This is a genomic window from Erwinia sp. CGal63 (assembly GCF_037026505.1).
In the GTDB taxonomy this organism is placed as follows: domain Bacteria; phylum Pseudomonadota; class Gammaproteobacteria; order Enterobacterales; family Enterobacteriaceae; genus Erwinia.
Genome location: NZ_JAKUMN010000004.1, coordinates 310,161 through 334,419, shown reverse-complemented (window position 1 = coordinate 334,419; position 24,259 = coordinate 310,161). Strand labels below are relative to the sequence as shown.

Sequence of the window (24,259 nt, the reverse complement as noted above, 5' to 3'; positions counted from 1 at the left end):
GCCTGTTGCTGTTACGCTACCAGTTCCGCAGCCAGTCCGGCCAGCAGTACGTTGGAAAGCAGTACGGGAATACCCAACAGTTTTTGTAAAAAATCACGATGGCGCTGGTGGTAGCCAAGACAGTCCAGCACCACCACGTCGGCGCCCTGCTCCTGCAGATGCAGAGCGGCGTCGATCAGTTCATCGTCGTTCTCAACCCAGGGGCTGGCTACGGCGAAGCGCGGCCTGGAGGCCAGACTTTGCCATTTGTAGGCCTGCTCGCCCAGATACTCTTCCCGCGCTACCATCACGCCAACCTGATGGCCGTCGGTAATGGCGTTGACCAGCGGCGGCAACATGCGATAAGGCTCCAGCAGAATGGCGCTGTTTGCCTTCAGGTTTTTATATTCTCCTGCGCACAGGATCAGAATATTGGCGAAACCTTTCGCTTCCAGCCTGAAAATGAGCTTTTGCAGCTCCGCTTCGACTTTGCCAGCGGACAAAATGACGTAAGAGCCATCCTCCATATGTGTCATCGTCACCTTTTCGCCCGCTACCGGCCCATAGCGCTGCTCGATTTCAGCCGAAGAAAGGCCATCGAGCAGTCCAAAATGGGCGATATTCTCTTCAGGCAGGTGTTCCAGTAACAGAGGAAGAAGATCTCTGCGAGGCGCCTTTCCTAACGTTAAAGTAGCCAGTTTATTTGCGTTACTTTCCGCTTCGCCCAGCATATCGGCCATCAGGCTTTCGGAGAACAGAAGTTCCGCTCCGGAAAAGGTCGGCTGCTCGGCAGAAGGATGTGATTTAGTGAGGATGTCGGTCAATGGTCTGTCCAGTTAAGGGCTTATGAGAAGCGTCGGGCTTGATAAACTATCCAGCGAAAATAGGCCGCCGGCCAGTCGTGGTCAAGCTTTAATCCCATGATATGAATAAGAATACACAGCAAAATCTGCGGGCAATTTTCTTTTTGCTGCAAATTTATTTTTCGCTTAAGCCAAATGGCTGGCCGCTATCGCGATTATCGCCAGCCTGGCAGCAGAATCACCTGAATTACGGGTGGTAGCGCTTACATTTTCGCCACATTTTGCTGTGTCCCGGTGTTTTCCGGCATCCCTGCCGCAGTGCTATTACTCTTTCTCTATATCTTCATAACGAGCTTTAGCATCGATAGCTTCCTGCTCGCTTTGGTGTTCGCTGATTAACGTGTCGGGTTTTGGATGATCGGCACGCAGCTCATACCAGGTTTCACAATGCTCGGCCGAGCCTTTTTTTATTGGAACAATATGCGCTTCACGAGGATAGGGCGGTCTGCCTGGCATAGTTTTTCCCTCCTTAAAGGATTACCGAACTGTTCGGTTCACTGCACGAACAGCTTCCGTCCTTCAAGTATAGACAAAGGCTGGCATTTCTCTGCCCGGCCTCTGCAAGTTGGGAAAAATCGTATCGCTAACTGGCGCGAGCCTGCGCCAGCACGCTGATAATTTCCTCAACCACATTAACGGGCTGCTGCATGGCGTTGATAATAAAGTGAGCGGCTTCGCGGTAGAGCGCCTCACGGGCAGCGAGCACTTCAATCATCTCATCCGCGATGGGCCGGCCCGTCAGCGTAGGACGCTGCGCCTGTTCCGGGTAAGCTTCCAGCCTGGCAGCCAGCACGGCCGCCTCGGCCTGTAACCAGATTACCTGGCCGCGCTCGCGCATAAACTGGCGGTTTTCCGGTGCCAGCACCATACCGCCGCCGGTGGCGATCACCGTACGATTCGCCGTTACCGCCTGCAGAGCGAGCGATTCGCGCTGCCGGAAACCCTGCCATCCTTCCGCCGCCACAATCTCCGTCACGGTCATGCCCGTTGTCTGCTGCAGATGTTTGTCGGTATCGGTAAAGGCATAGCCCAGAGCCTGCGCCAGCGCCTGGCCCACGGTCGTTTTTCCACAGCCGCGCGCGCCGATAAGAAAGAGAGGTAAGGACATGGCGAAAAATTCCTCAGCCTTGTTTTATGGGCCGCTTTGGCGGCAGCCGCCGGTAAAGTAAGAGCCTGGCATCATACCGAGAATTCTTCATCGTCACCAGCAGTCACTTTTTCTTTACACCTCTTCAGAGCGTAAAATCAGACATCATTTTGATATAAAACAAAAATAGTGTGTAAAGCTAACGTTACAGCCAGTTATAAGCCAGCGGTGACAGCGGCAACATTTCCTTACCCGAACCACGTTTACTTTCCCGGCGGCTGTTCCAGAATAGAGATAGAGCCCGTTAATGAGGATCCCTTATGCAGAGCGAAGAACAAAAATTAATTGAAAGCCTTTTTAGCCGTCTGAAACAGGCTGAAACCCAGTCGGGCCCGCGTGACGCCGCTGCAGAAAAATTGATCCAGCAGCAGCTACAGCAGCAGCCGGGCGCGCCCTACTACATGGCGCAGGCGATCCTGATCCAGGAAGCCGCCATGAAGCAGCTGAACAACCGGGTAAGCGAGCTGGAAGCAAAGCTGGCGGCACAGCAACAACAACAGCCGCAGCAGAGCAGCGGCGGCTTTCTGTCCGGCCTGTTTGGCGGCGGTCGCCAACAGTCGCAGCCGCAACAACCTCAGCAGCAATCCTCTGCCTGGGGCAACGCGCCACAGCAGCAGCAGCCATGGAACAGCGCGCCACAACAGCCATACTCTGCGCCCGCCGCCCCATCGGCAACCCGCGGCTTTTTAGGCGGCGCCTTACAAACGGCGGTTGGCGTAGCGGGCGGCGTGGTGATGGCGGATATGCTGACCAGCATGTTCCACCACTCGCAGCCGGAAGAGATTGTAAACATCATTAACGAACCGGCGCTGCCGCAGGAGAATTTCGACAATAATCTGGATACGTTCAACAACGGCACCGATGCGCCTTTCCTGAATCAGGATGCTGGCTTGCCGCAGGACTACGCCAGCGACTATGGCGATGATTTTGACGACGGCGGCTTTGACGACGATGACAGCTTTGTCTGAATAAGCTGAAGGCGGGGATTTCCCCGCCTTTTCGCTATTTGCGGCGCTGCGCCTGCAGCCACTTGTCCAGCTCGTTGGCAAACTGTTGTCGATCGCGCTGGCTCAGCGTCGCAGGGCCGCCGGTCTGCACGCCGCTGGCCCGCAGCGTGTCCATAAAATCACGCATGGTCAGCCTTTCCCGAATCGTGGCTTCACTATAGCGCTCGCCGCGCGGATTCAGCGCTATCGCGCCCTTTTCCATCACCTCCGCCGCCAGCGGTATATCCGCCGTTACCACTAAATCACCCGGCTCCACGCGACGTACAATCTCATTGTCCGCCACGTCGAAACCCGCCGGCACGCGCAGCGTTTGCAAAAAACGCGACGGCGGCACGCTCAGCGCCTGGTTCGCCACCAGCGTTACCTTAATCTGCTCGCGCTCCGCTGCACGATACAGCACCTCTTTAATCACTTTCGGACACGCGTCGGCATCAACCCAGACTGGCATCGCCCTTTCCTTTTATCAGCACAATACTGGTTGCGATCTTGCCTGGCTTTTCGGGAATGGCAACCCTTTATTCCGCCGCCATCGTGCCCAACTGCCAGCGTATGGCGCTAACGCCTTTTTCGCGGCTCAGGCGGTTAACCAGTTTCTCCAGCTGCACCGCGCCGCCAGGCAGGCCGAGAATATCCGCCTGCACCCGCATTTTGCCGGGCTGCGGTAAATCTTCGCTTTCCAGCCCCTGCAGCTGCAGTCGTCCGCTTTTCAGGCCTTCCAGAATCAGCTTACGCATCTGTACCTCCTCTTCGGCCAGGCAGGTCAAATGCAGATGATAATGCTGGACGGCTTCGCTGGCGATGGTGCCCAGCCTTCCATTCAGGCGTAGCGTAAGTTCGCGCAGCAGGATATTGGCGCACAAAATAATAAAACAGCCCAGCGTAGCCTCCAGCAGCAGCCCCATACTACAAAGCACGCCGATAGCGGCGGTGCACCAGAGCGTAGCGGCAGTATTCAGGCCGCGCACGTTTATGCCGTCGCGCATGATGACGCCGCCGCCGAGAAATCCTATGCCGGAAACCACATAAGCCGCGACTCGCGACGCGTCCGCCGCCAGGAAAGGCACGCTTTGCGTCATTAACACAAACAGGCAGGCGCCGGTACTGACCAGCGCGTTGGTGCGCAGGCCGGTCAGACGCTGACGAATTTGCCGCTCGGCGCCGATCAACGCACCCAGCAGCAGCGCGACAAGCGCGCGCAGAAAAAACATTTTCCAGTCCATAGCAACCTCGATGCCGGATTAATTCCGAACGATATGAGGATCGCGCGCAGGCTGCCCGTAAGCGCAGTAAACAGGAAGAACAGAAAGGATCTGGTCGCCTGACATCAAGTCAGCGACCGGTGAAGGAGGCTGACTTACCGGGAAACCTGGCGCAATCCGCCGGGATAATTGTCCAATGCAGGACTCCTCAGTGAGTGAATAAGCCGCAAAATAGTAATTTCAGGTAATGGCGAAGGCAAGCCGCTTTCCTGAACGAAAATAAAACGGTTTGCTGATTCACTGCCGTTTCTGAATTAAGAAGAATTCGGGATAATACTGATCTTGCCGTTTTTCTCCAGAATGGCGAACTTGATTTGATCCAGCCGTTCCAGCCCGGCCGTACTGCGTGCCGAGTTCATAATATCCTTTTCGGAAATCCCCGCTTTTCTGGCCCGTTCCGGCAGCAGATGGCCATTTTCCACCAGAATCAGCGCGGAGCCGTCAATCAACATATCCAGCCGGGGAAAGCGCGCCTTCAGCATGCCGAACAGGATATCGACCACAATCAGCGTAATAATGGTCAGCGAGGCGCCGGTCACTGAAAAGTCGTTCCCCAGCAGCGCCTGCTGCGTGGCTTCGCTGATAATCAGCAGCAGGATCAGGTCGAACGAGGTCATCTCCAGCAATGTGCGTCGTCCGGCGATTTTCAGCACCACCATCAGCAGCAGATACATGCTGGCCGCCCGCAAAACGGTTTCCATAACGCGCTCCTAAGGGTAGATCCACTGGGTAAACTGCACGCTGGCGCTATCGTCCAGCGTGATGGTAACCGGATAGCGACCCGGTTTTTGCGCCTGTAATCCGACCCACACCGTCGCGCCTTCACGGCGGCCTGGAAAGCGCCAGCTCAGCTCAAGCGTATTTTTGCTGCTGACCGCCTGCTGCGGCTGCGGCTGAAGCGACTGGATCTGAAAATTGTCCATCTCTTCGCCGTTAATCATCAACGTGAAATGCCCGCTCTGCCGCGGCTTAATGCGGATGGTCATCGCCATATCGCTGTCCAGCCGCCCAAAACGCTCATACTCCACCTGCAGCGAACCGTCGGCGGAAACCACTTTTTTGTCGCTCAGCACGCCTTTGGAAAAAAGGCCGCAGGCGCCCAGCAGCACCACGGCAAACAGGCAAATATAGCCAATGCGCTGTATTCGCCACTCAATCCGCTGCCAGCGCATATGCTCCTGAACGGGATAGCGACGGCTGCGCGTTTCATCTTGAGGCTCTACGTTCATACCCGGCTCCTGGTTGTCGCTTAAGCGTAGCCGAAGCTGAATTAACCCGGGTAATGACGTAAGCTGGATGGGATGAAAACGCGAAAAGGTGCAGAAGGATGACGAAAAAAATCGGTTTTATCGGCTGCGGCAATATGTCGAAAGCTATCATTGGCGGCCTGGTTGCCGCTGGCCAGGTGAAGGCGGAAGATATCTGGGTTTACGACCACAAGCCTGAAACCAATCGGGCGATGCAGGAAAAATATGGCGTTACGCCGGGCAACAGCGCGGAAGAAGTGGCGAAACAGGCCGATATCCTGTTTGGCGCGGTAAAGCCAAATGTCATCCTCAGCGTGCTGAAAGAGATCTCCAGCTGTCTGAATAAAGAGACGCTGGTGGTTTCTATCGCTGCTGGCGTCACGCTGGATTCACTCGCTCAGGCGCTGGGTCACGACCGCAAACTGGTGCGCGTGATGCCCAATACGCCTGCGCTGGTGAACGAAGGCATGACTTCCGTGACCCCGAACGTGCTGGTCACCAAAGAAGAAGCGGATGAAATCGTCGCTATTTTTAACAGCTTCGGTAAAGCGGCGCTGGTGCCGGAGTATCAAATCCACGCGGTGGTCGGCGTCAGCGGCTCGGCACCGGCCTACGTATTTATGTTTATTGAGGCGATGGCCGACGCGGCTGTGCTGGGCGGCATGCCGCGCGCGCAGGCTTACCAGTTTGCCGCGCAGGCGGTTAAAGGCTCGGCGCAAATGGTGCTGGAAACCGGTAAGCATCCGGGCGAGCTGAAAGATATGGTCTGCTCGCCGGGCGGCACCACTATCGAGGCGGTAAAAGTGCTGGAGGAGAAAGGTTTCCGCGCGGCAGTGATGGAAGCGATGCAGCAGTGCATGGCTAAATCAGAGCGCATGAGCAAAGCCTGATGCTCGGTATGCCCCGGTTTCGGGGCATACCGATTAACCCAGCTCGTTTTGCGCCAGCGCCGCGCCTTCCGCCATGGTCATCGGCTGCTGCATTCGCCGCACCAGATCCGCAGTAAAGGTGTAAAGCCCGCAGGAGGCGACGGCGGCTAACTGCCCTCTTTGCCCGTAGAGCGCCACGAATTTTTTCTCTTTCAGCGATCCGAACAGCCGAAAATCATCCCAGTCTTCAGCATGGCCTAAATATTCGTAGCGCGTCCCGAACTGCGCCGTCCAGAAAAAGGGCACGCGATCGAACTTTTCGCCGCGTCCCAGCATATTTTTTGCCGCCACTCTGCCCTGCTGCTGCGCCACGCGCCAGTGCTCAATGCGCATCGGGCCGGAAGCGGCAGGGAAAGTGGCGATATCGCCTGCGCACCAGACATTGCTGGCAATTTCCAGCTGCTCGTTAGTGGTGAGGCTGCCATCTTCATTAAGCGGCATATCGTGAATAAAATCGGTGCCTGGCGCCACGCCGGTCGCCAGCAGCACGATATTCGCCGGCACGACGCGACCATTCTTAAGCTCCACGCCGCTGACATGCCCGCCATCGTTTTTCAGGCCGGCCACTTCGCCTTCGATAAATTCCACGCCGTTCTCTTCGTGCAGCTCACGAAAATATTCAGCGATTTGCTCGCCAAACTGCTTTTTAAACGGCAGCGGATCGCGGGCGATAACCTGCACTTTCACCTGCTGCGAGCGCAGAGCGGAAGCCAGCTCCATGCCGATAAAACTGTTGCCCACAATCACCAGCTGGCTGGTTGCGTCTACTTCCTGCAGCAGCGTCGCCGCCTGCTCAATGCTGCGCAGCACGTGAACGCCGAATAGCGCTTTGCCGCTCAGATCTGGCCGCTGCGGAATGCCGCCGGTGGCGATCAGTAGCCGGTCATATTTCAGCGTCGAACCATCGGCAAAGCGCAGCAGCTGTTCGCGGCTGTCCAGCTGCTCGACATCGCCATGCTTGCGTTCGGCGTAGTGCCAGAAATCCTCATCCAGCAGAGGCGGCACCTCCTCGATGGCCATATTGCCGGACGGCACAAACTTGCTCAGAACGGTACGATCGTAAGGCGCCTGCTTTTCGCGATCGACCAATACCAGACGCCCTTTAAAGCCTTCTCTGCGCAGCGTCCAGGCCGCCGCCGCACCCGCCGCGCCCGTTCCCAGTACGACAAACACCGGCTCGTCATCCTCTTCAGAGAAACGATACAGCGGCGGCAGCGCTTCCGGATCGACCTGCACCATGCCGTTCTCAATCCTGACCGGATAGCGCTGCAGATCGCTTAAAGCCAGCGGCTCGCACAGGCTACCGTCGCTGATGGCGAAATTGGCTTTATGCCACGGGCAGACCAGGTAGCCGTCACGAATGGCGCCCTGCTCCAGCGGCGCGCCGGAATGGGGACATTTGGCCTGAAAAGCGTTGACCTCTTCATCCTGGCGAATCAGCAGGATCTCCTGCTCGCCAATGGGGACTCTGACCGGTTTCAGCTGCGGCAAATCCTGCAGGACGATAGCATTTTGATAGCTCACGACAGGCTCCTTTCTTGTTATGTTTCGACATTATCACAGCTAATAAGCCTGGCATTAACAGGGAGAACGGCCACGCCGAAACGGGAGAAAGCGCGCATGAACAGGATTAACTAAATGATTTTGAATGACATTAATTTTTAACGGCGGGAAAAATTCGCAGAGTGCCTGGCGGAATACGCAGCAGGCCTGGAAAAAACCGGAGCGCGTTGCTCCGGCGTTTTATATTAACGGTCTGGCCCCTGAGAGAAACCGCCGTGAGGGCCGCCGCCACCGCCCCAACCGCCGCCGCCGCCACCCGGAGGCGGGAACAGACATCCGCTCAGTGCCGTTACCAGCGCGACCACACTAACTACCTTAATTAAACGACCCATAGCTCTTTCCTCGTGGTAACAATGGCGCTGATAGTAAGCGTCGCCACGTGGGCCGACAATGCAGAAATATCCTGTTAACTGCTGATTTTACGCGGTGTAACCACGCTTAACGCTTTCCTTGCGGGAAACCGCGACAAACCTTAAGCCGCTATTCTCGCCGGGGAAAAAAGCGCGGCGAATTTGCTGCGAGCCGCCTCGCAAGTTGAACGCATTCAGCTTTACAGCCTGACGGATTCCTTTCAGTGTGTGCGCAGAAAAATAACGAGGTATCGCCAATGACATCGCCAATAAAACAGCTCTGCCGCCGCGACTGGGAAAACCCGGCCGTCACCCAGCTTTATCGCCTGGCGGCGCATCCGCCTTTCGCCAGCTGGCGTTCGCTGACCGCCGCCAGGGAAGACGCGCCCAGTGCGAGCCGCCGCTCTCTGAACGGCAGCTGGGCCTTCAGCTATTTCGCGCGGCCCGAAGCGGTGCCGGAGAGCTGGCTGCAGCAGGATTTGGCAGAGGCTCAGCCGCTGGCGGTACCGTCCAACTGGCAGCTGGCCGGCTACGATATCCCCATTTACACCAACGTCCAGTATCCCATTCCGGTGAACCCGCCTTACGTCCCGGCGGAAAACCCAACCGGCTGCTATTCACGCACCTTTAGCCTCGACGAAAGCTGGCTGAGCGACGGGCAAACCCGCATTCAGTTTGACGGCGTCAGCTCCGCTTTTTATCTCTGGTGCAACGGGCAGTTTATCGGCTATTCCCAGGACAGCCGTTTACCTGCGGAATTCGATCTCACCTGCGCGCTGCGGGCAGGCGAAAACCGGCTTGCCGTGCTGGTGCTGCGCTGGAGCGACGGCAGCTACCTGGAAGACCAGGATATGTGGCGGATGAGCGGCATCTTTCGCGACGTCACGCTGCTGCATAAACCGCTCGTCCATCTCACTGATGTACAAATTGAAACGCATCTCAGCCCGGAGTTCTCCAGCGCCCGGCTGCAGGTGCTCGCCGTTTGCTCGCAGATCGAAGCCGCCGACTATCAGGCTGAGGTCACGCTCTGGCAGGGCGACCGCTGCATTGCGCAGCAGCGCCAGCCGCTTTACAGCCCAACCATCGACGAGCGCGGCAACTACCGTGATCGCACCACGCTGAACCTTCATGTCGATCGCCCGGCGCTGTGGAGCGCGGAGACGCCCGATCTTTATCGCGTCACCGTAGCCTTGTTCGATCCTCAGGATCGCCTGGTGGAAGCGGAAGCCTTCGACGTCGGCTTCCGCAAAGTGGAAATCGACCACGGCCTGCTGAAGCTGAACGGCAAGCCGCTGCTGATCCGCGGCGTCAACCGTCACGAGCATCATCCGGAGCTGGGCCAGGCGGTGGACGAAGCCACCATGCTGCGCGATATCCAGTTAATGAAGCAGCATAATTTCAACGCGGTGCGCTGTTCTCACTACCCTAACCATCCGCTCTGGTATCGTCTTTGCGACCGCTACGGGCTTTACGTGGTGGACGAGGCCAATATCGAAACGCACGGTATGCAGCCGATGAATCGCCTCTCTGACGATCCGCACTGGTTTAACGCCTTTAGCGAGCGCGTCACCAGGATGGTGCAGCGTGACCGCAATCACGCCGCCATTATTATCTGGTCGCTGGGCAACGAATCGGGTCACGGCGCTACCCACGACGCGCTTTACCGCTGGGTAAAAAGCAACGATCCCACGCGTCCTGTCCAGTATGAAGGCGGCGGCGCGGACACGGCGGCCACCGATATTATCTGCCCGATGTATGCGCGCGTGGACCAGGATCAGCCGTTCGAGGCGGTGCCCAAATGGTCGATTAAAAAGTGGATTGGCCTGCCCGGAGAAACCCGGCCGCTGATCCTCTGCGAATATGCGCATGCGATGGGCAACAGCCTGGGCGGCTTCGCTAAATACTGGCAGGCTTTTCGTCAGCATCCTCGCCTGCAGGGCGGCTTTGTCTGGGACTGGGTCGATCAGAGCCTGACCCGCGTCGAGAAAGACGGCAGCGCCTGGCAGGCGTACGGCGGCGATTTCGGCGACAAACCCAACGATCGTCAGTTCTGCATGAACGGGCTGGTTTTCGCCGATCGCACGCCGCATCCCAGCCTGTTTGAAGCGCAGCGCGCCCAGCAGTTTTTCCAGTTTTCACTGGAGAGCAGCGCGCCGCTACGGCTGAAGGTGCGCAGCGACTATCTTTTCCGCTCGACCGACAACGAAACGCTGCGCTGGCAGATTGAGCAAAACGGCGTGAAGGTTACCGGCGGCGAGCAGCCGCTGGAGCTCGCAGCGGAAGGCATTGCGGTTCTGGAGCTGGGCGAACTGCCGTCGCTAAGCGGCGAAGTCTGGCTGAATGTCGCCATCGTGCAGCCGCGCGCCACATGCTGGTCGGATGAAAATCATCGCGTCGCCTGGGATCAGTTCCGGCTGCCGTCACAGCTGGCAGAGCCCGTGCGCGCCGTTACGCTCTGCGCGCCCGAGGTAACTCAAAACGATGTCGCCATTACGCTGACCCATCAACAGCAAAGCTGGCAGTTTTGCCCGCAGCGCGGCGAGCTGACGCAGTGGCTGATAGCCGGACAGCCTCAGCTGCTTGCGCCGCTGCAGGACGCCTTCACGCGCGCGCCGCTGGATAACGATATCGGCATCAGCGAGGTCAGCAATATCGATCCCAACGCCTGGGTCGAACGCTGGCGGCGCGCGGGCTATGACCAGCTGGAGAGTGCGCTGCTGGAGATGCGCTGTGAGACGCTCAGCGAAAGTGTTCAGCTGGAAACGCTGCATGCCTGGCGCTACCAGAACGAGCTGAGGTTCCTCAGCCGCAAGCGCTATTGCGTCAACGGACAGGGAGAAATGCGGATAGAGATTGAGGTTTCGCTGGCTTCAGGACTGCCTGCGCCCGCGCGAATCGGGCTGCGCTGCCAGCTGCGTGAAGCGCCCGCGACGGCAAGCTGGCTGGGGCTGGGGCCACATGAAAACTATCCGGATCGTCAGCTGTCGGCACAGTTCTCCCGCTGGTCGCTGCCGCTGGAGGCGCTTTATACGCCTTATGTCTTTCCCTGCGAAAACGGGCTGCGCGGCGGCACAAAATCGCTGACCGCTGGCGCGCTGCAGGTTGAGGGCGACTTCGCCTTTTCGCTGAGCCGTTATGGCACGGAGCAGCTGCGCGACGTTTCGCACCGGCATCTGCTGCGGCCGGAAGCGGGCTGCTGGCTGCATATCGACGGCTGGCATATGGGCGTGGGCGGCGACGACTCCTGGAGCCCGAGCGTCAGCCCGGAGTATCTGCTCTCTGCCTCGCACTATCGCTATGCCGTGACGCTGAAAGCGGCGAATCAGGCGTAGTCGCGCTGGCCGGCGGGCGGGTTTATCGCCCGTCTGGCGCTGGTTGCTGATTGCTGGTTGCCTGGCACCGGCTGACCAGCCGCATCTACTCGGTCAGGCCGTCGCGTTCACTTTTCTGCGCCGCCAGGCGAGCATCAGCTGCACGGTATTGATCAGCACCACTATCGCCGTGGCGGTGAAAACCCAGCGAAAGCCGCCGATAGCGGAAACACCCGAGCCGATTAGCGGCCCGACCACATTGCCCAGATACATAAACGACTGGTTATAGCCGAAAATGCGGCCGGTGATCCTGTCGCTGGAGTAGCGCAGCAGCAGCGTTTGCACCGCCGGCATCATGGCGCCTTCGGCAAATCCCAGCAGAAAACGCAGCGCTCCCAGCTGTAGCGCGCTGCTCGCCCAGGACATAGCCAGAAATAGCACGATAGTCAGCATCAGCGCGGCAAACAGAATACGCTGCGCGCCGATACGGTCGCCCAGTTTGCCCAGTCGCGGCGCGGAGAAAAGCGCAGAAACGCCGGGGATCGCCGCCACCACGCCGCTGATAAAGGCGATATTCTCGACGTTCGGTTCCAGCTGGCGCACAAACAGCGTCAGAATTGGGCTGATGGAGCCATTGCAGAGCTGGATCACCAGCGTGGTGATAAACAGACTGATAATTAACCCGGGATTGCTTAGCGAGCGAAAAACCATCGCGCCGCTGAGCTTTTCCGCTTTGCTGACTTTGCGGTGCCCGGTTTCCTTGATCAAAAACAGCGTGATCAGAAAACTGGTCAGCAGCAGGCAGGAAGTGATCAGGAAAACGGCACGCAGGCCTACCCAGTCGGCCAGAAAACCGCCCAGCAGCGGCCCCATGATCACCCCGCAAATCTGCGCGGTAGAAACCATGCTCAGCGCCCAGCCGCTGCGGTCGCGCGGCACCTGCGACGCCACCAGCGCCATCGCGTTAGGAATATAGCCTGAGGTCAACCCCATCAGCGCCCGCAGCAGCAGCAGTTGCCAGACGTTGGTGACAAAAGCCTGCAGCAGAATAACCAGGCCCATTCCCAATGAGGCGCGCAGCAGCATCAGCTTGCGCCCTTTACGGTCGGCAAGGCTGCCCCACATCGGCGATACCACGGCGGAAACCATAAAGGTGACGCTGAAGATCAACCCTGACCACAGGGTCAGCGCGCCGGGATCGGTAATGCCGAGCTGTTCCACGTAAAGCGGCAGAAAAGGAATAATCTGGCTGATAGCAAGGCCGGTAAACAAACAGCCGAACCAGACAGAAATAAGGTTAACCTTCCAGGATTCCATTTTTTTATGCTCAGCAGGAGAATGCGAGCGGTGAGTGTAACAACTCAGAGCCTGAATGCAAAAAACCCGCCATCAGGCGGGTTTTTGGGTCTTCTGCGCGACTATCGCCGCTGCGGAAGCGTCTCTCGAATTACAGCGCAGTTACGTTAGCAGCTGCAGGGCCTTTCTGGCCGTTTTCGATAGAGAATTCAACTTTCTGACCTTCTTCCAGCGTTTTGAAACCCTGGTTCTGGATAGCAGAGAAGTGTACGAACACGTCTTTGCTGCCGTCAGTTGGGGAGATAAAGCCGAAACCTTTCTCAGCGTTGAACCATTTTACTAAACCAGTCATTTTGTTAGACATTTGTCTTTCCTTCAATAAGTATGAAGCCGCTAAGGGCACGAGGTTTGTCAACAGGGTGGACTTATGGGGCACTCAAGAAGGAAGTCAGGAAGAAGAGATATCTGAGATAACGCTTTAACTGAAAACTGCTTTACTAAAATTGCTCGCATACGTTGTCTGTTTCAAAACCGACGATGCATTTACTCATAACCAGCGCTCTGGCACAAGCCTTTCCAGCTAAAAAAAGGTAATTTAATGTCAAGTCGATGATTTTAATAATAATTACTTTAGGTTTCTGCTGTTTTAACTCTGCTCGGGCCGCCGCTGCGCCTGAGGTTCAGCGCGTTATAGCTAAAAAATTGTGCTGCCGTAGCTGGACATTTCACCGCGCCCATCCAGACTAATAAAAATCTGCACCTGGTTATTTTCCAGGCTAAGTGGCGGCTTATCCTCTCCGGTAAGTCGAATTTACCCCTTTTCGATCTCATTGCGTAGCCGTCAGGCTGGCGATAGCGCTTTGCTGGAGGATTACCATGGTTCATCACGCAACCGGCGCGGGCCGGGAGATTACCGACTACTTTAACAGTCCCGCTTTCAGCGCGCCGAAAGAGAGCGAGCTGCTGGCGGCCATTATGGTTGAGTTGATGCGCAGCGGCAGGCCAACCACCAGCAAAGCGATTATCGCCACCGTTATCGCCAGACTCGAACGCGAACCGGATGAAAGCCGGCTACAGGGCTATCGCAATTTGCTGACGCAGCTGCTGGAGGAGAAAGCGCCCTGACCTCTTCTGTCCGTGCCGTTGCCCTTTTCGACAACGTCACTTCCCTGCCTCAGCCTTCCCGCCTTATGCCAACCTCCGCCCCGACGAAAAAAACCCGCACGGGGCGGGAATAAGGCGGGCAAACATATCTGTGGCGAGATCAAGATTTCACCTTTATTAATCAGGTAAAGTACAGCGCCACTGTTGCAGACGTATGACAATCAGAAAACCTTTCGTATTGTGAAAAATACTGACAAATCAACTGGTAGATTAGCTGCGGGGCTTATCAGCAACGGCTGGATTCGTTGTTTCTCATACAGGTAAATGGATATGCTTACAGGCTTAGCGCCCTGCGCGACAGCTTTTTGCCCTCTCCGGAACGCTGGCATCGCAGGGCAAACAAATGACTAATATCAGACAGGGTTTCCGTACCATTCTTCTGCTGCTGGCGATGATAGCGCTGGTTTTATGGCTAATGGACTGGCTGCGCGCGCCAAAAGCGCCGCAAGGTTTTGAGCAGCAGGTTTTTCACACCATCGATGGCCGGGATCTCACCATCGCCGACCTCAGCGCCAGGAAAACTCTGCTGATCTATTTCTGGAGCAGAGACTGCGGGGTTTGCCACTACACCACCAGCAATATGATCAGCATGAGCGACAGCGGCTATAACGTGCTGGCGATAGCGCAGCGCTCGGGCAACGATATTCAGATTGTCCGGCAGCTGCAGGGTAAACATTTAACCATGCCGGTAGTTAACGATCCCGCCGGCGCTATAGCCGCGCAGTGGCAGATTGACGTTATGCCGACGCTGCTCATCGTCAAGAAAGGCAAAGTGGTGCAGAGCACTACCGGCTGGACCAGCGCCACCGGCATTAAGCTGCGGCACTGGTGGGTTAACAAGTGGTATTAAGCCGTTAACCGCAGTAAACGCGGGTAATCTTATTCTGGCTGTCGCCCATAAAGTTCAGGCGGTTAAGATTGAAGTCCATCGTGACGGCAGCGTTCCACGGCACCGCGCGCGCAGGATGTTCAAAGCGCAGCCCGTCGATAGCGGAAAGCGGTTTGCCCACGTATTGCTGATAATCGGAAGCGCCGCAGCGATCCAGTTCCGGATCGGTCGGGCCGGAGGCGGCGTTTTTATGCGTCGCGGACTGACAGCCAGCCAGCAGCATCGCCGTTGCAAAGACCGCCAGTTTTTTCTTAAAGATCATGCTTTCTCTCCTCAGCTTGCTTTTTCTGTCGCCGCAAGGGTAGCAGATAAGCGTTATCCCGCCAAAAAGCCGTGTTCATAGCCCGCTGTTCCGGTTTGAAATGGCACGCATGGCTTTCATTTCCGGCTGAAAAACAGGCTATAATCTAAGAATTATCTTAGCAAAGGAGCGACTCATGGATCTGATTATTTTTGTGCTGCTTGCGGCCATGATGACGCTGGTCGCGGTGAAAGTCCGCTAATTCACAGCCCGCTTTATGCGGGCTGTGGTCCCGCTTTTGTTTGTCATACAAATTTGTCGGGCGCCTGTAGCAGCTGATGAAAACGCTCCAGCGGCATCGGCCTTCCCAGGTAGTAGCCCTGACCTTCCTGACAGGCGATGGCCTGCAGCTCCTGAAGCTGTTCCTGCGTTTCAATCCCTTCCGCCGTTACCGTCAGTGAGAAAGCCTTGCCCAGCCCAATAATGCCTTCAACGATCGACATCGCCTGCGCGGAATGCGGGAAGTCGTTCATATAAGATCTGTCCATCTTCATGCCGTCAAACGGGAAGGTTTTCAGATAGCCCAGCGAAGCATGCCCGGCGCCGAAATCGTCCACCGTCAGCTTAACGCCCAGCGCTTTCAGCGCCAGCATGACTTCCAGCGCGCTTTGCGGATTTTCCAGCGTGATATTTTCCGTGATCTCCAGTTCAAGACGGCGCGCTTCCAGACCGCTGACTGCCAGCGCGCTGGCCACGCGCTGCGCCAGGTTGCCGCTACGGAACTCGACTGGCGAAATATTCACCGAAACGTACATCGGTTCCGGCCAGCCAAGCGCGTCGCGGCAGGCGCGCTGCAGCACCCAGTCGCTGATATCGATAATCAGCCCGGTTTCTTCCGCCAGCGGAATAAATTTATCCGGCATAATCAGCCCGTTCTGCGGATGCTCCCAGCGAATTAGCGCCTCAGCTCCATCCAGTCGCGCCTGCTTCAGGCAGTAGCGCGGCTGATAAAAGAGGGTAAGTTCGTTGCCGGCAATCGCTTTCCGCAGGCTGCGTTCCATATCACGGCGCTGCACCAGCTGCTCAGCCATCTCGGCGCTGTACCACGTCCAGCGGTTACGTCCTTCCCGCTTCGATTTATACAGCGCGATATCCGCCAGCCGCAGCAGCTCTTCGGCCTGCATCGCGTCATCCGGCGCCAGCGCAATGCCCATACTCGCGCCGATAAAAATTTCCTGCTGGCCCAGCTGGAAAGGACGGCAGACCTCGTCCAGCAGCGCCTGACAGCAGGCGTCGATCTCATGTTCGCCGTTAAGATCGGAAACGATGATGATAAATTCGTCGCCGCCGTGACGCGACACCAGATCGCCCGCCTTCAGCACGCTGCGTAGCCGGTGCGAAACCTCATTCAGCACGCTGTCGCCCACGGCATGGCCGAAGGTGTCGTTAATCGGCTTGAAGTGATCGAGGTCCAGGCTGATCAGCACCAGCGGCCGTTCCGCCGTCGGCCGGGTTTGTAGCCTGCTGAGTAAAAATTCATTCATATAGAGACGGTTCGGCAGGCCGGTCAGCGCGTCGTGCTGCGACAGATAATGAATCTGCGCCTGCGACTCGATTTCCTGAGTGATATCGGAAACCGTGCCGCGATAGCCGGTAATCTGCCCGTTGATTTCCACCGCGTTGGCGATCAGGCTGCAGATGCGCTTTTCGCCGCTGGCCGATATTGAGTAACAGCGCAGCGTCTGGCGATGTCCATCCTGTCGCAGGCGCCCCAGCCAGGCGGAAACCGGCTGCGTATCGTGCTGCAGAATGGCGTCGATCGACTTATCCAGCACCCTGCCGACTTCCAGCCCGGTAGCGACGGTGAAACGGCGGGAGAGATAGGCGATCACCCCTTTGGCATCGGTTTCCCAAATCCAGTCCGAAGCGGTTTCGGCGACGTCGCGAAAGCGCGCCTCGCTGGCGGCCAGCTCGCGCTGGCTGTGCGCTAACTGTAAAAAACGCTCATCGCAAAGCATGGCGTTATGCATCGCGTGATTGATAACGCGGCGCACCAGCAGCCCCAGCACGGCCGCAGCGGCCAGCAGTATCGGCAGCAGCAGCAGCAAAAGCGCTTTTCCGGGCTGAGAGGAATCCCAGCGAAGCACCAGCGGCGCGCCGTCCGCCGTCGCCTCCTGCAAAAACGCCGTGGTAAAGGAATCCTGAGCGCTATCGGGAATACGGGCATTTTTTACGCCAACGGTCTGACCAAACGCCACCAGCTTCTCCGGCGTATAGCGGCTGACGAAAACCATCACCGAATGCGGGCCGGGCCGCTCTTTCAGGCCCGGCACTTTTCCAGTGGTGATCGCCGCAGTGGCCACGATCGCCGGCGTGGCGCCGATCATGATATTCAGCGAGGCGCCGCGTCCCTCATTTTCCAGCAGACGCGTGCGGGCAATCAGCGGCGCGGCCTGAATACCGAGCCAGCTCTCCAGCGGCAGATCGTCCAGTTTGCCGTTGATTATCGAATAGGTGGTGTGGCCTTCGCCATCCACCACAAACACGCCTTCATAATGGTATTCGCTGTACAGACCCGGCCCCAGGTTTTGCTGATCGTATGCCCAGACCTTATCCATCGTCAGATGCAGATGGTTCCAGGCCTCGCCCCAGAAAGCGTAGTCGCGGATATTGGTCATCATTTCCAGGCGAGCGTCCTGCCAGGCGTTATGCAGCAGAAAACGCTCCTGATTAACGGCATCCTCATTCTGCCGCCAGGAAATTCCCACAACCATCATCATGGCGAGCAGCATCACGCCGCTCAGCAGCAGCGTCAGCGACATGGCGATTCGTCGGGTAAAAAAGGTGCTTTTCTGGCCGTAAGGCACCTGATGGTGAAAGAGCGGTGGAAAGTTCATGAATCCGGACCTTAATCCTGCGGGCTGACAAACGCTTCCTGTTCGCTACGCCCTGACTGGCAGTTGAAAATCGCAGGTCCTTGTATCCTCCAGACGCGATCGTTAATGCACTATCGGCCTGGCGACTGAACAATTTAGGTACGGCGCGTAGTAATTCTGCCGCCTCGACACGCTATGTCGCGCTTGCTACCATCCGGCGACGCGCCTTCCGAAAATATGTCGATGAATAAAGAAACGGATAATGTGACCGACGCTCTGCTCTGCGCGGGGTTTTGCCTGATTTGGTACGGCATAACTGTGCTCATCGGCATCGCGCCGTTTCACGCTTTTCTGCTGCAAAACGGTATCCTGATGCCGGTACTCTGCCTGACGGAATTTGTCGTGCTGCTCCCGATCTGGCGCTGGTATAGCCGTCGCTACGCCGGTGTCCCGTCAGGCAAGCTGCGCGGCCGTCAGCTGTTGCTGTTCAGCCTGCTGCTGGCGGGGCTGATTTTTTCCCAGTCTTTTTATCTGCAGCAGGAAAGCTGGACCGCCGCGCAGCTAACCGATGGTGAGCAGACCGCCGCCTGGCGTACGCTCGCCTTTTCACTGGCGGTGGTTTTGTTGGCTCCGGTGGTTGAGGAGATCGTGTTTCGCGGCTTCCTGCTACGGGCGCTGTTGACGGCGGTACCCGACCAGCGCCTGGCCTGTTCGCTGCTCGCCTCGCTAATCTTCGCCGCACTGCACACGCAGTACGTTCATCTGCAAACCCTGCTTGCCCTGACAGCGCTCTCCCTGCTGCTCTGCCTGGCCCGCTTTTGCTCCGGCGGCCTCAAGCTGCCCATTGCTCTGCATATGCTGAATAACTTTATCGGCGTCGCGCCCTGGCTCTGGGCGACCTTCATAAATGAAAAAATTGTTTAACGTTTATAACTAATCCGTTTCGCTTATAACCAATTCGCATATCGATAGCGGATAATCTACTATTTGTCGGATGCAGAGGTAATCTACACTCGCCAACAAATTAAAACAGGGTAAGGAAACGTCATGAAAATTCTGCTTCCAGCCATCGCCGTCGCGCTGGCCAGTTCTTTTGCAGCCGAAGCCGCCACGCCGCCGGATACGCTGGTTATCGCGCAGTCTATCGACGATGCCAACAGTTTCGATCCCGCGCAGGGCTTTGAGCTGACCTCGGTACAGGCGTTTACCAACCTCTATCAGCGTCTGGTGCAGCCAGATCCGCAAAATCCTGCCGAGCTGCAGCCGACGCTGGCAAGCTCGTGGCAGCCGGGCAGCGACAACCGCAGCCTGACTTTTACCCTGCGCGATGGCGCGAAATTCTCATCCGGCAATCCGTTGCGCCCGGAAGATGTGATCTTCTCACTGGGCCGCGTGGTTAAGCTGAACCTGGACCCCTCTTTTATCCTGACGCAGCTGGGCTGGAGCAAAGAGAACGTTGATTCGCACCTGAAAAAGATCGACGACAAACACGTGCAGATTAGCTGGACTGCGGATGTCAGCCCGACTTACGTGCTGAGCCTGCTAGCCGCGCCGGTTTCCTCCATCGTCGATGAAAAAACCGCGATGGCCAACGCGCAAAAAGATGACTTCGGCAACTCCTGGCTGATCGCTCATTCGGCGGGCAGCGGCCCATACCAGATCCGCAAATACATTCCGCATGAGGTGCTGCTGCTCTCCGCCAACGCCTCTTCGCCAGCGGGCGCGCCGAAGCTGAAAAACGTGCTGATTAAGAACGTGCCGGAACCAGCCGCGCGCCGTCTGCTGCTGGAACAGGGCGATGCCGATATCGCCCGCAACCTGGGCGCCGATCAGATGGCGGCGCTGAAAGGCAAAGCGGACGTGAAGCCAATGGCGATCCCGATGGCGTCGCTTTACTACATGCAGTTCAATATCGACGCCAGCCCGGCGCTGAAAAACCCGGCGTTCTGGGAAGCCTCACGCTATCTGTTCGACTATAAAGGCATCGCCGACGATCTGCTGAAAGGCCAGTTCCAGGTGCATCAGTCGTTCCTGCCGCAGGGCTTCCCCGGCGCGCTGAACGATAATCCTTACACTTTCGATCCGGACAAAGCCAAAGCGATTCTGGCAAAAGCGGGCCTGAGCAACGTCAGCTTTAAGCTGAGCGTCAGCAATCAGCCGCCTTATCTCGATATCGCGCAGGCGCTGCAGGCCAGCTTTGCGCGCGGCGGCGTCAAAGTTGAGCTGATCCCTGGCATCAGCACTGAAGTCGCGACTTCGGTGAAAGCGCATCAGTATGAAGCGACGCTGAACGCCTGGGGGGCAGACTATTTCGATCCCAATACTAACGCTTCCGCCTTTGCCTATAACCCGGAAGATGGCAGCAAAACGCTGGCCTGGCGCTCTAACTGGCACATTCCGCAGCTGAGCAAGCAGACGCTGGCGGCTACGGCGGAAAGCGACAAGGCTAAGCGCGTTGAGATGTATGAAAGCCTGCAGCGCGAAGTGCAGAAAAACTCGCCGTACGTTATTGGCCTGCAGGCACGCAATCTGATTGCGCTGCGCGCTAACCTGAAAGGCTACGTGCAGGGTATCAACCCGGATATGGTCTACTACAGCCAGGTCAGCAAGTAATGGCGCGTTTTACCGCTGAAGCCGGGTCCGCCCGGCTGTTCTGGCTGCGCGGCAGCCGCCTGGCGACAGGCGTGCTTTCGCTGGCGGTCACGCTGCTCGGCCTGCTCGCCTTCACCTTTACGCTTTCGCATCTTTCGCCGGTCGATCCCGTTCTGCAGATTGCCGGCGACCACGCCAGCGAATCGACCTACGCGCAGGTAAGAAAAGAGCTGGGTCTGGATCAGCCGCTGCTGATGCAGTTCTGGCACTATCTGACGCACCTGGCGCACGGTGACCTGGGGATTTCACGCCTGACCAACGCGCCGGTGGCGAGCGATCTGCTGCGCACCTTTCCGGCGACCATTGAGCTGGCGACCTGTGCCATGATTTTCGGCGCCTTTTTTGGCATCGTGCTGGCGCTGGTCGCCGCCTGGAAACCGGGCAGCCTGGTGGACAACCTCGCGCGCCTGGTTTCGCTGCTGGGTTATTCGGTGCCGGTTTTCTGGCTTGGCCTGCTCGGCCTGCTGCTGTTTTACGCCGTGCTGCACTGGTCAGCCGGGCCGGGTCGCCTGGACGATATCTGGATCTATACGCTGGAGCCGAAAACCGGACTGGTGCTGGTCGACAGCTGGCTTTCCGGCGATCGTGAAATGTTCGGCAACGCTCTGGCGCATCTCTGGCTGCCGGTAGTGGTGCTGGGCCTGTTGGCGATGGCGGGCATTACCCGTTTGCTGCGCGCCGCGCTGTTGGAAGAGAGCGGTAAAGAGTATGTGACGCTGGCGCGCGCCAAAGGCGCCAGCCGCGGCCGCATCCTGCTGCTGCACGTTTTCCCTAACGTGCGCGGCACGCTGATTACCGTACTGGCGCTCTCTTACGCCACGCTGCTGGAAGGCTCGGTGCTGACTGAAACCGTCTTCGCCTGGCCCGGCGTCGGCCGCTATATGACCACGGCGCTGTTCGCTTCCGATACGCCAGCCATTCTCGGCTCTACGCTGCTGATCGGCGGCTGCTTTATTCTGCTGAACGCGCTGGCGGATGCGTTAACTTATCTCACCGATCCGAGAACCCGATGACGCAAAATCTTACCGATATTGAAATCGCCGCGCCGCGCCGTCGCCGCGCGCGCGTCACCTCGCTGGCTATCGGCGGCACGCTGGTGGCTATTCTGCTGCTGGCCGCGCTGTTCGCGCCGCTGCTGGCGCCCTTCGACCCCAACGCGCAGATTATTTCGGCGCGCCTGCTGCCGCCTTCTGCCGCGCACTGGCTGGGTACCGATGGCTTTGGCCGCGATCTGCTTTCCCGCGTGATCTACGGCTCGCGCCCTACTCTGCTGCTGGTGTCGCTGATCCTGCTGCTGACTATCCCGGTCGGCCTGCTGGTCGGCATCTGCGCGGGCTACCTGGGCGGCTGGACCGAACGCGTATTGATGCGCGTGACCGATATTTTCCTGTCGCTGCCAAACCTGGTCATTGCGCTGGCGCTGGTGGCGATGCTTGGCCCAGGACTGCTCAATGGCGCGCTGGCGCTGGCATTAACCAGCTGGCCGCCGTTTGCCCGACAGGCGCGCGCTGAAACGCTGGCGCTGCGTCGTAGCGACTATCTGGCCGCGGCCAGAATGCAGGGCATTAATGGCCTGCGCCTGATGTTCGGCCATATTCTGCCGCTTTGCCTGCCGAGCGCCGTGGTGCGCGCCGCGCTGAGCCTGGGCGGCATTATTCTTTCCGCCGCGGGTTTGGGCTTCCTCGGCATGGGCGTACAGCCGCCGACCGCGGAATGGGGCTCGATGGTCGCCGAAGGCAGCAAAGTGATCTTTGACCAGTGGTGGGTTGCCGCCGCGCCGGGCGGCGCGATCCTCTTCGCCAGCCTGGCCTTTAACCTGACGGGCGACGGCCTGCGTGACCGACTGGATACCCGAAATGCCAACTGATTCCACGCCGCTGGTTGTAGCGGAAAACCTGACGATAAACAGCGCCGCCGGTGTGCCGCTGGTTAAAAACATCGGCTTTACTTTGGGCCGCGAGCGCGTGGCGCTGGTAGGCGAATCCGGCTCCGGCAAATCGCTGACCGCACGCAGCCTGATGGGCCTGCTCTCCCCTTCGCTGCATTTACAGGCCTCGACGCTCAGCGTGGCGGGTGAAAACGCGCTGGCGCTGAGCGAACGCCGCTGGAGCCAGCTACGCGGCAGCAAACTGGCAATGGTGATGCAGGATCCCAAATATGCGCTCAATCCGATGCGCACCATCGGCTGGCAGGTCGCGGAGCCGCTTAAGCTGCATGGCCGCTTTAGCCGCGCGGAGATAAAAGAAAAGGTTTGCGAGATGCTGGACGCGGTCGGCCTGCCGCAGCCCGCGCAGTTGATGCAGCGCTATCCTCACCAGCTTTCCGGCGGCATGGGCCAGCGCGTGATGCTGGCAATAGCGCTGATCGCCGATCCGCAATTTTTAATCGCCGACGAGCCAACCTCCGCGCTGGATCACGCCATGCGCGATCAGGTGCTGGCGCTAATCCGCCGGCTGGTGGAAGAGCGCAATATGGGACTGCTGCTGATCAGCCACGATTTGCAGCAGGTTTCCGAACACTGCGAACGCGTGATGGTGATGTATCAGGGCAACATTCTGGATACCCTGCCCGCCGCGAATCTGCCGCAGGCGACGCATCCCTATACCCGCACGCTGTGGGCCTGCCGCCCGAGCAAGGCCACACAGGGCAAACCGCTGCCGACGCTGGATCGCGCCGCGCTGGAGGCTTACCGTGAACATGATTGATCTGCGAAATCTCAGCGTCGCGCATCGCCAGGGCTACGAGCAGCGCACCGTGGTGCATGACGTTTCGCTGCAGGTGGCGGCTGGCGAATGCTTCGGGCTGGTCGGCCCTTCCGGCTGCGGCAAATCTTCGCTGCTGTGGGTGATGGCCGGACTCAACCCCAACTGGCAGGGAGAAATGACGCTGGCCGGGCACCAGGCCTCGCCGGGCAAACCTTTTACCGGTCAGCTGCGCCGCGATGTGCAAATGGTGTTTCAGGACCCTTACGCCTCGCTGCACCCGCGCCACCGTTTACGTCGCACGCTGGCAGAGCCTTTAAAGCTGCTGAAGGTGCGCGATATCAACGATCGCATCGACCAGGGTTTTCGTCACGTCGGCCTCGACCCGGCTATGGCGGATCGCTATCCGCACCAGCTTTCCGGCGGTCAGCGCCAGCGCGTCGCTATCGTGCGGGCGCTGCTGCTGGAGCCGAAAATTCTGCTGCTGGACGAGCCGACTTCCGCGCTGGATATGTCGGTGCAGGCGGAAATCCTCAATCTGCTTAACAACCTTAAGCAGCAGGACAATTTGACGATGGTGCTGGTCAGCCATGACCCGGACGTGATCGATCATATGTGCGATCGCGCGGTGAGGATGGAACGCGGCTACATCAAATAAACCTTATGGCTGAACCCCGGTTCAGCCATAAGCGCTTGATCTGGCTAATCTCTTAAACTGCTAACCCTTGCCGGAATTCGCATTTCCCCGCCGCTTTTTTCCTCCTATAGTCCTGATAACGCCCTG

24 protein-coding genes are annotated in these 24,259 nt (G+C 58.1%); 11 read left to right on the top strand and 13 right to left on the bottom strand.

Translation table 11 applies throughout. The annotated features are described in order from the left end of the window. Positions 1-11: 11 nt before the first annotated feature. The 3 genes from MKZ79_RS15005 to aroL form a co-directional block, all read right to left on the bottom strand. Positions 12-803 (bottom strand): AroM family protein, encoded by a 792-nt coding sequence (locus MKZ79_RS15005; protein WP_442897157.1) that lies wholly within the window; start codon positions 801-803, stop codon positions 12-14. Positions 804-1,106: 303 nt separating this feature from the next. Further along, complete coding sequence (locus MKZ79_RS15000) at positions 1,107-1,298, bottom strand: YaiA family protein (protein WP_336143283.1); 192 nt, start codon at positions 1,296-1,298, stop codon at positions 1,107-1,109. A 127-nt stretch (positions 1,299-1,425) separates the two neighbouring features. Next, positions 1,426-1,950 (bottom strand): shikimate kinase AroL, encoded by a 525-nt coding sequence (gene aroL, locus MKZ79_RS14995; RefSeq protein ID WP_336143282.1) that lies wholly within the window; start codon positions 1,948-1,950, stop codon positions 1,426-1,428. 299 nt (positions 1,951-2,249) lie between these two features. Here aroL and MKZ79_RS14990 point away from each other — a divergent pair, with 299 nt between their 5' ends. Further along, positions 2,250-2,957, top strand: a complete 708-nt coding sequence (locus MKZ79_RS14990; protein ID WP_336143281.1) for a DUF2076 domain-containing protein — start codon at positions 2,250-2,252, stop codon at positions 2,955-2,957. Positions 2,958-2,991: 34 nt separating this feature from the next. On the opposite strand, the gene MKZ79_RS14985 is transcribed toward MKZ79_RS14990, so the two are convergent. The 4 genes from MKZ79_RS14985 to MKZ79_RS14970 all read right to left on the bottom strand — a co-directional run bounded on the left by MKZ79_RS14985 (position 2,992) and on the right by MKZ79_RS14970 (position 5,484). Beyond that, positions 2,992-3,444, bottom strand: a complete 453-nt coding sequence (locus tag MKZ79_RS14985; protein ID WP_336143280.1) for a YaiI/YqxD family protein — start codon at positions 3,442-3,444, stop codon at positions 2,992-2,994. A 67-nt stretch (positions 3,445-3,511) separates the two neighbouring features. Then, entirely contained in the window at positions 3,512-4,216 is a 705-nt protein-coding gene (locus MKZ79_RS14980) for an MgtC/SapB family protein (protein ID WP_336143279.1), read from the bottom strand. Between the two features lie 293 nt (positions 4,217-4,509). Continuing rightward, a complete protein-coding gene (locus tag MKZ79_RS14975) occupies positions 4,510-4,956 on the bottom strand; it encodes a DUF421 domain-containing protein (protein WP_336143278.1) in 447 nt (148 codons plus the stop codon). Between the two features lie 9 nt (positions 4,957-4,965). Next, a complete protein-coding gene (locus MKZ79_RS14970; protein WP_336143276.1) occupies positions 4,966-5,484 on the bottom strand; it encodes a hypothetical protein in 519 nt (172 codons plus the stop codon). Positions 5,485-5,582: 98 nt separating this feature from the next. Here MKZ79_RS14970 and proC point away from each other — a divergent pair, with 98 nt between their 5' ends. Next, positions 5,583-6,392 carry a pyrroline-5-carboxylate reductase gene (gene proC, locus MKZ79_RS14965; protein ID WP_336143275.1) on the top strand — a complete coding sequence of 270 codons (810 nt, stop codon included), beginning with the start codon at positions 5,583-5,585 and terminating at the stop codon, positions 6,390-6,392. 33 nt (positions 6,393-6,425) lie between these two features. Here proC and MKZ79_RS14960 read toward each other — a convergent pair whose 3' ends face one another. Both MKZ79_RS14960 and MKZ79_RS14955 read right to left on the bottom strand, forming a co-directional pair. After that, the gene (locus MKZ79_RS14960) at positions 6,426-7,955 is read right to left on the bottom strand and encodes an FAD-dependent oxidoreductase (RefSeq protein WP_336143274.1); all 1,530 of its coding nucleotides are present in this window, start codon (positions 7,953-7,955) and stop codon (positions 6,426-6,428) included. A 224-nt stretch (positions 7,956-8,179) separates the two neighbouring features. Continuing rightward, a complete protein-coding gene (locus MKZ79_RS14955; RefSeq protein WP_336143273.1) occupies positions 8,180-8,326 on the bottom strand; it encodes a hypothetical protein in 147 nt (48 codons plus the stop codon). 275 nt (positions 8,327-8,601) lie between these two features. Here MKZ79_RS14955 and MKZ79_RS14950 point away from each other — a divergent pair, with 275 nt between their 5' ends. Continuing rightward, positions 8,602-11,676 (top strand): beta-galactosidase, encoded by a 3,075-nt coding sequence (locus tag MKZ79_RS14950; protein WP_336143272.1) that lies wholly within the window; start codon positions 8,602-8,604, stop codon positions 11,674-11,676. A gap of 93 nt (positions 11,677-11,769) precedes the next feature. On the opposite strand, the gene MKZ79_RS14945 is transcribed toward MKZ79_RS14950, so the two are convergent. Both MKZ79_RS14945 and cspE read right to left on the bottom strand, forming a co-directional pair. Next, a complete protein-coding gene (locus tag MKZ79_RS14945; protein WP_336143271.1) occupies positions 11,770-12,972 on the bottom strand; it encodes a multidrug efflux MFS transporter in 1,203 nt (400 codons plus the stop codon). A 130-nt stretch (positions 12,973-13,102) separates the two neighbouring features. Next, positions 13,103-13,315: a transcription antiterminator/RNA stability regulator CspE gene (cspE, locus tag MKZ79_RS14940; RefSeq protein ID WP_125288360.1), complete on the bottom strand. Its 213-nt coding sequence runs from the start codon at positions 13,313-13,315 to the stop codon at positions 13,103-13,105. Positions 13,316-13,827: 512 nt separating this feature from the next. On the opposite strand from cspE, the gene MKZ79_RS14935 reads away from it, so the two are divergent. After that, positions 13,828-14,076: a biofilm development regulator YmgB/AriR family protein gene (locus MKZ79_RS14935; protein WP_336143270.1), complete on the top strand. Its 249-nt coding sequence runs from the start codon at positions 13,828-13,830 to the stop codon at positions 14,074-14,076. Positions 14,077-14,458: 382 nt separating this feature from the next. After that, entirely contained in the window at positions 14,459-14,965 is a 507-nt protein-coding gene (locus MKZ79_RS14930) for a redoxin domain-containing protein (RefSeq protein ID WP_336143269.1), read from the top strand. A 4-nt stretch (positions 14,966-14,969) separates the two neighbouring features. On the opposite strand, the gene MKZ79_RS14925 is transcribed toward MKZ79_RS14930, so the two are convergent. After that, positions 14,970-15,266, bottom strand: coding sequence for an I78 family peptidase inhibitor (locus tag MKZ79_RS14925; RefSeq protein ID WP_336143268.1), 297 nt, complete (start codon positions 15,264-15,266; stop codon positions 14,970-14,972). Between the two features lie 284 nt (positions 15,267-15,550). Beyond that, positions 15,551-18,142 (bottom strand): bifunctional diguanylate cyclase/phosphodiesterase, encoded by a 2,592-nt coding sequence (locus MKZ79_RS14920; RefSeq protein WP_336143267.1) that lies wholly within the window; start codon positions 18,140-18,142, stop codon positions 15,551-15,553. A 174-nt stretch (positions 18,143-18,316) separates the two neighbouring features. Between MKZ79_RS14920 and MKZ79_RS14915 the strand changes: the two genes are divergently transcribed. The 6 genes from MKZ79_RS14915 (at position 18,317) to MKZ79_RS14890 (ending at position 24,133) form a co-directional block, all read left to right on the top strand. After that, positions 18,317-19,045, top strand: a complete 729-nt coding sequence (locus MKZ79_RS14915; protein ID WP_336143266.1) for a CPBP family intramembrane glutamic endopeptidase — start codon at positions 18,317-18,319, stop codon at positions 19,043-19,045. Between the two features lie 123 nt (positions 19,046-19,168). Further along, positions 19,169-20,734: an ABC transporter substrate-binding protein gene (locus MKZ79_RS14910; RefSeq protein ID WP_336143265.1), complete on the top strand. Its 1,566-nt coding sequence runs from the start codon at positions 19,169-19,171 to the stop codon at positions 20,732-20,734. Further along, positions 20,734-21,786, top strand: a complete 1,053-nt coding sequence (locus MKZ79_RS14905) for an ABC transporter permease (protein ID WP_336143263.1) — start codon at positions 20,734-20,736, stop codon at positions 21,784-21,786. Before MKZ79_RS14910 ends, MKZ79_RS14905 begins: the two co-directional genes overlap by 1 nt. Beyond that, entirely contained in the window at positions 21,783-22,640 is an 858-nt protein-coding gene (locus MKZ79_RS14900; RefSeq protein ID WP_336143262.1) for an ABC transporter permease, read from the top strand. The genes MKZ79_RS14905 and MKZ79_RS14900 overlap by 4 nt, the downstream gene beginning before the upstream one ends. After that, positions 22,630-23,478, top strand: coding sequence for an ABC transporter ATP-binding protein (locus MKZ79_RS14895; protein WP_336143261.1), 849 nt, complete (start codon positions 22,630-22,632; stop codon positions 23,476-23,478). Before MKZ79_RS14900 ends, MKZ79_RS14895 begins: the two co-directional genes overlap by 11 nt. Then, positions 23,471-24,133 carry an ABC transporter ATP-binding protein gene (locus MKZ79_RS14890; protein WP_336143380.1) on the top strand — a complete coding sequence of 221 codons (663 nt, stop codon included), beginning with the start codon at positions 23,471-23,473 and terminating at the stop codon, positions 24,131-24,133. Before MKZ79_RS14895 ends, MKZ79_RS14890 begins: the two co-directional genes overlap by 8 nt. The last annotated feature ends 126 nt before the right edge of the window (positions 24,134-24,259 follow it).

What these genes read in the sequence shown, in the direction of transcription:
- MKZ79_RS14930 (WP_336143269.1), top strand. Translation starts at nt 14,459, where the DNA reads ATGACTAATATCAGACAGGGTTTCCGTACCATTCTTCTGCTGCTGGCG.
- proC (WP_336143275.1), top strand. Translation starts at nt 5,583, where the DNA reads ATGACGAAAAAAATCGGTTTTATCGGCTGCGGCAATATGTCGAAAGCT.
- cspE (WP_125288360.1), bottom strand. Translation starts at nt 13,315, where the DNA reads ATGTCTAACAAAATGACTGGTTTAGTAAAATGGTTCAACGCTGAGAAA.
- MKZ79_RS14920 (WP_336143267.1), bottom strand. Translation starts at nt 18,142, where the DNA reads ATGAACTTTCCACCGCTCTTTCACCATCAGGTGCCTTACGGCCAGAAA.
- MKZ79_RS14985 (WP_336143280.1), bottom strand. Translation starts at nt 3,444, where the DNA reads ATGCCAGTCTGGGTTGATGCCGACGCGTGTCCGAAAGTGATTAAAGAG.
- MKZ79_RS14990 (WP_336143281.1), top strand. Translation starts at nt 2,250, where the DNA reads ATGCAGAGCGAAGAACAAAAATTAATTGAAAGCCTTTTTAGCCGTCTG.
- MKZ79_RS14935 (WP_336143270.1), top strand. Translation starts at nt 13,828, where the DNA reads ATGGTTCATCACGCAACCGGCGCGGGCCGGGAGATTACCGACTACTTT.
- MKZ79_RS15000 (WP_336143283.1), bottom strand. Translation starts at nt 1,298, where the DNA reads ATGCCAGGCAGACCGCCCTATCCTCGTGAAGCGCATATTGTTCCAATA.
- MKZ79_RS14910 (WP_336143265.1), top strand. Translation starts at nt 19,169, where the DNA reads ATGAAAATTCTGCTTCCAGCCATCGCCGTCGCGCTGGCCAGTTCTTTT.
- MKZ79_RS14900 (WP_336143262.1), top strand. Translation starts at nt 21,783, where the DNA reads ATGACGCAAAATCTTACCGATATTGAAATCGCCGCGCCGCGCCGTCGC.
- MKZ79_RS14890 (WP_336143380.1), top strand. Translation starts at nt 23,471, where the DNA reads ATGATTGATCTGCGAAATCTCAGCGTCGCGCATCGCCAGGGCTACGAG.
- MKZ79_RS14955 (WP_336143273.1), bottom strand. Translation starts at nt 8,326, where the DNA reads ATGGGTCGTTTAATTAAGGTAGTTAGTGTGGTCGCGCTGGTAACGGCA.
- MKZ79_RS14915 (WP_336143266.1), top strand. Translation starts at nt 18,317, where the DNA reads ATGTCGCGCTTGCTACCATCCGGCGACGCGCCTTCCGAAAATATGTCG.
- MKZ79_RS14905 (WP_336143263.1), top strand. Translation starts at nt 20,734, where the DNA reads ATGGCGCGTTTTACCGCTGAAGCCGGGTCCGCCCGGCTGTTCTGGCTG.
- MKZ79_RS14980 (WP_336143279.1), bottom strand. Translation starts at nt 4,216, where the DNA reads ATGGACTGGAAAATGTTTTTTCTGCGCGCGCTTGTCGCGCTGCTGCTG.
- MKZ79_RS14970 (WP_336143276.1), bottom strand. Translation starts at nt 5,484, where the DNA reads ATGAACGTAGAGCCTCAAGATGAAACGCGCAGCCGTCGCTATCCCGTT.
- MKZ79_RS14895 (WP_336143261.1), top strand. Translation starts at nt 22,630, where the DNA reads ATGCCAACTGATTCCACGCCGCTGGTTGTAGCGGAAAACCTGACGATA.
- MKZ79_RS14925 (WP_336143268.1), bottom strand. Translation starts at nt 15,266, where the DNA reads ATGATCTTTAAGAAAAAACTGGCGGTCTTTGCAACGGCGATGCTGCTG.
- MKZ79_RS14950 (WP_336143272.1), top strand. Translation starts at nt 8,602, where the DNA reads ATGACATCGCCAATAAAACAGCTCTGCCGCCGCGACTGGGAAAACCCG.
- MKZ79_RS14975 (WP_336143278.1), bottom strand. Translation starts at nt 4,956, where the DNA reads ATGGAAACCGTTTTGCGGGCGGCCAGCATGTATCTGCTGCTGATGGTG.
- MKZ79_RS14945 (WP_336143271.1), bottom strand. Translation starts at nt 12,972, where the DNA reads ATGGAATCCTGGAAGGTTAACCTTATTTCTGTCTGGTTCGGCTGTTTG.
- aroL (WP_336143282.1), bottom strand. Translation starts at nt 1,950, where the DNA reads ATGTCCTTACCTCTCTTTCTTATCGGCGCGCGCGGCTGTGGAAAAACG.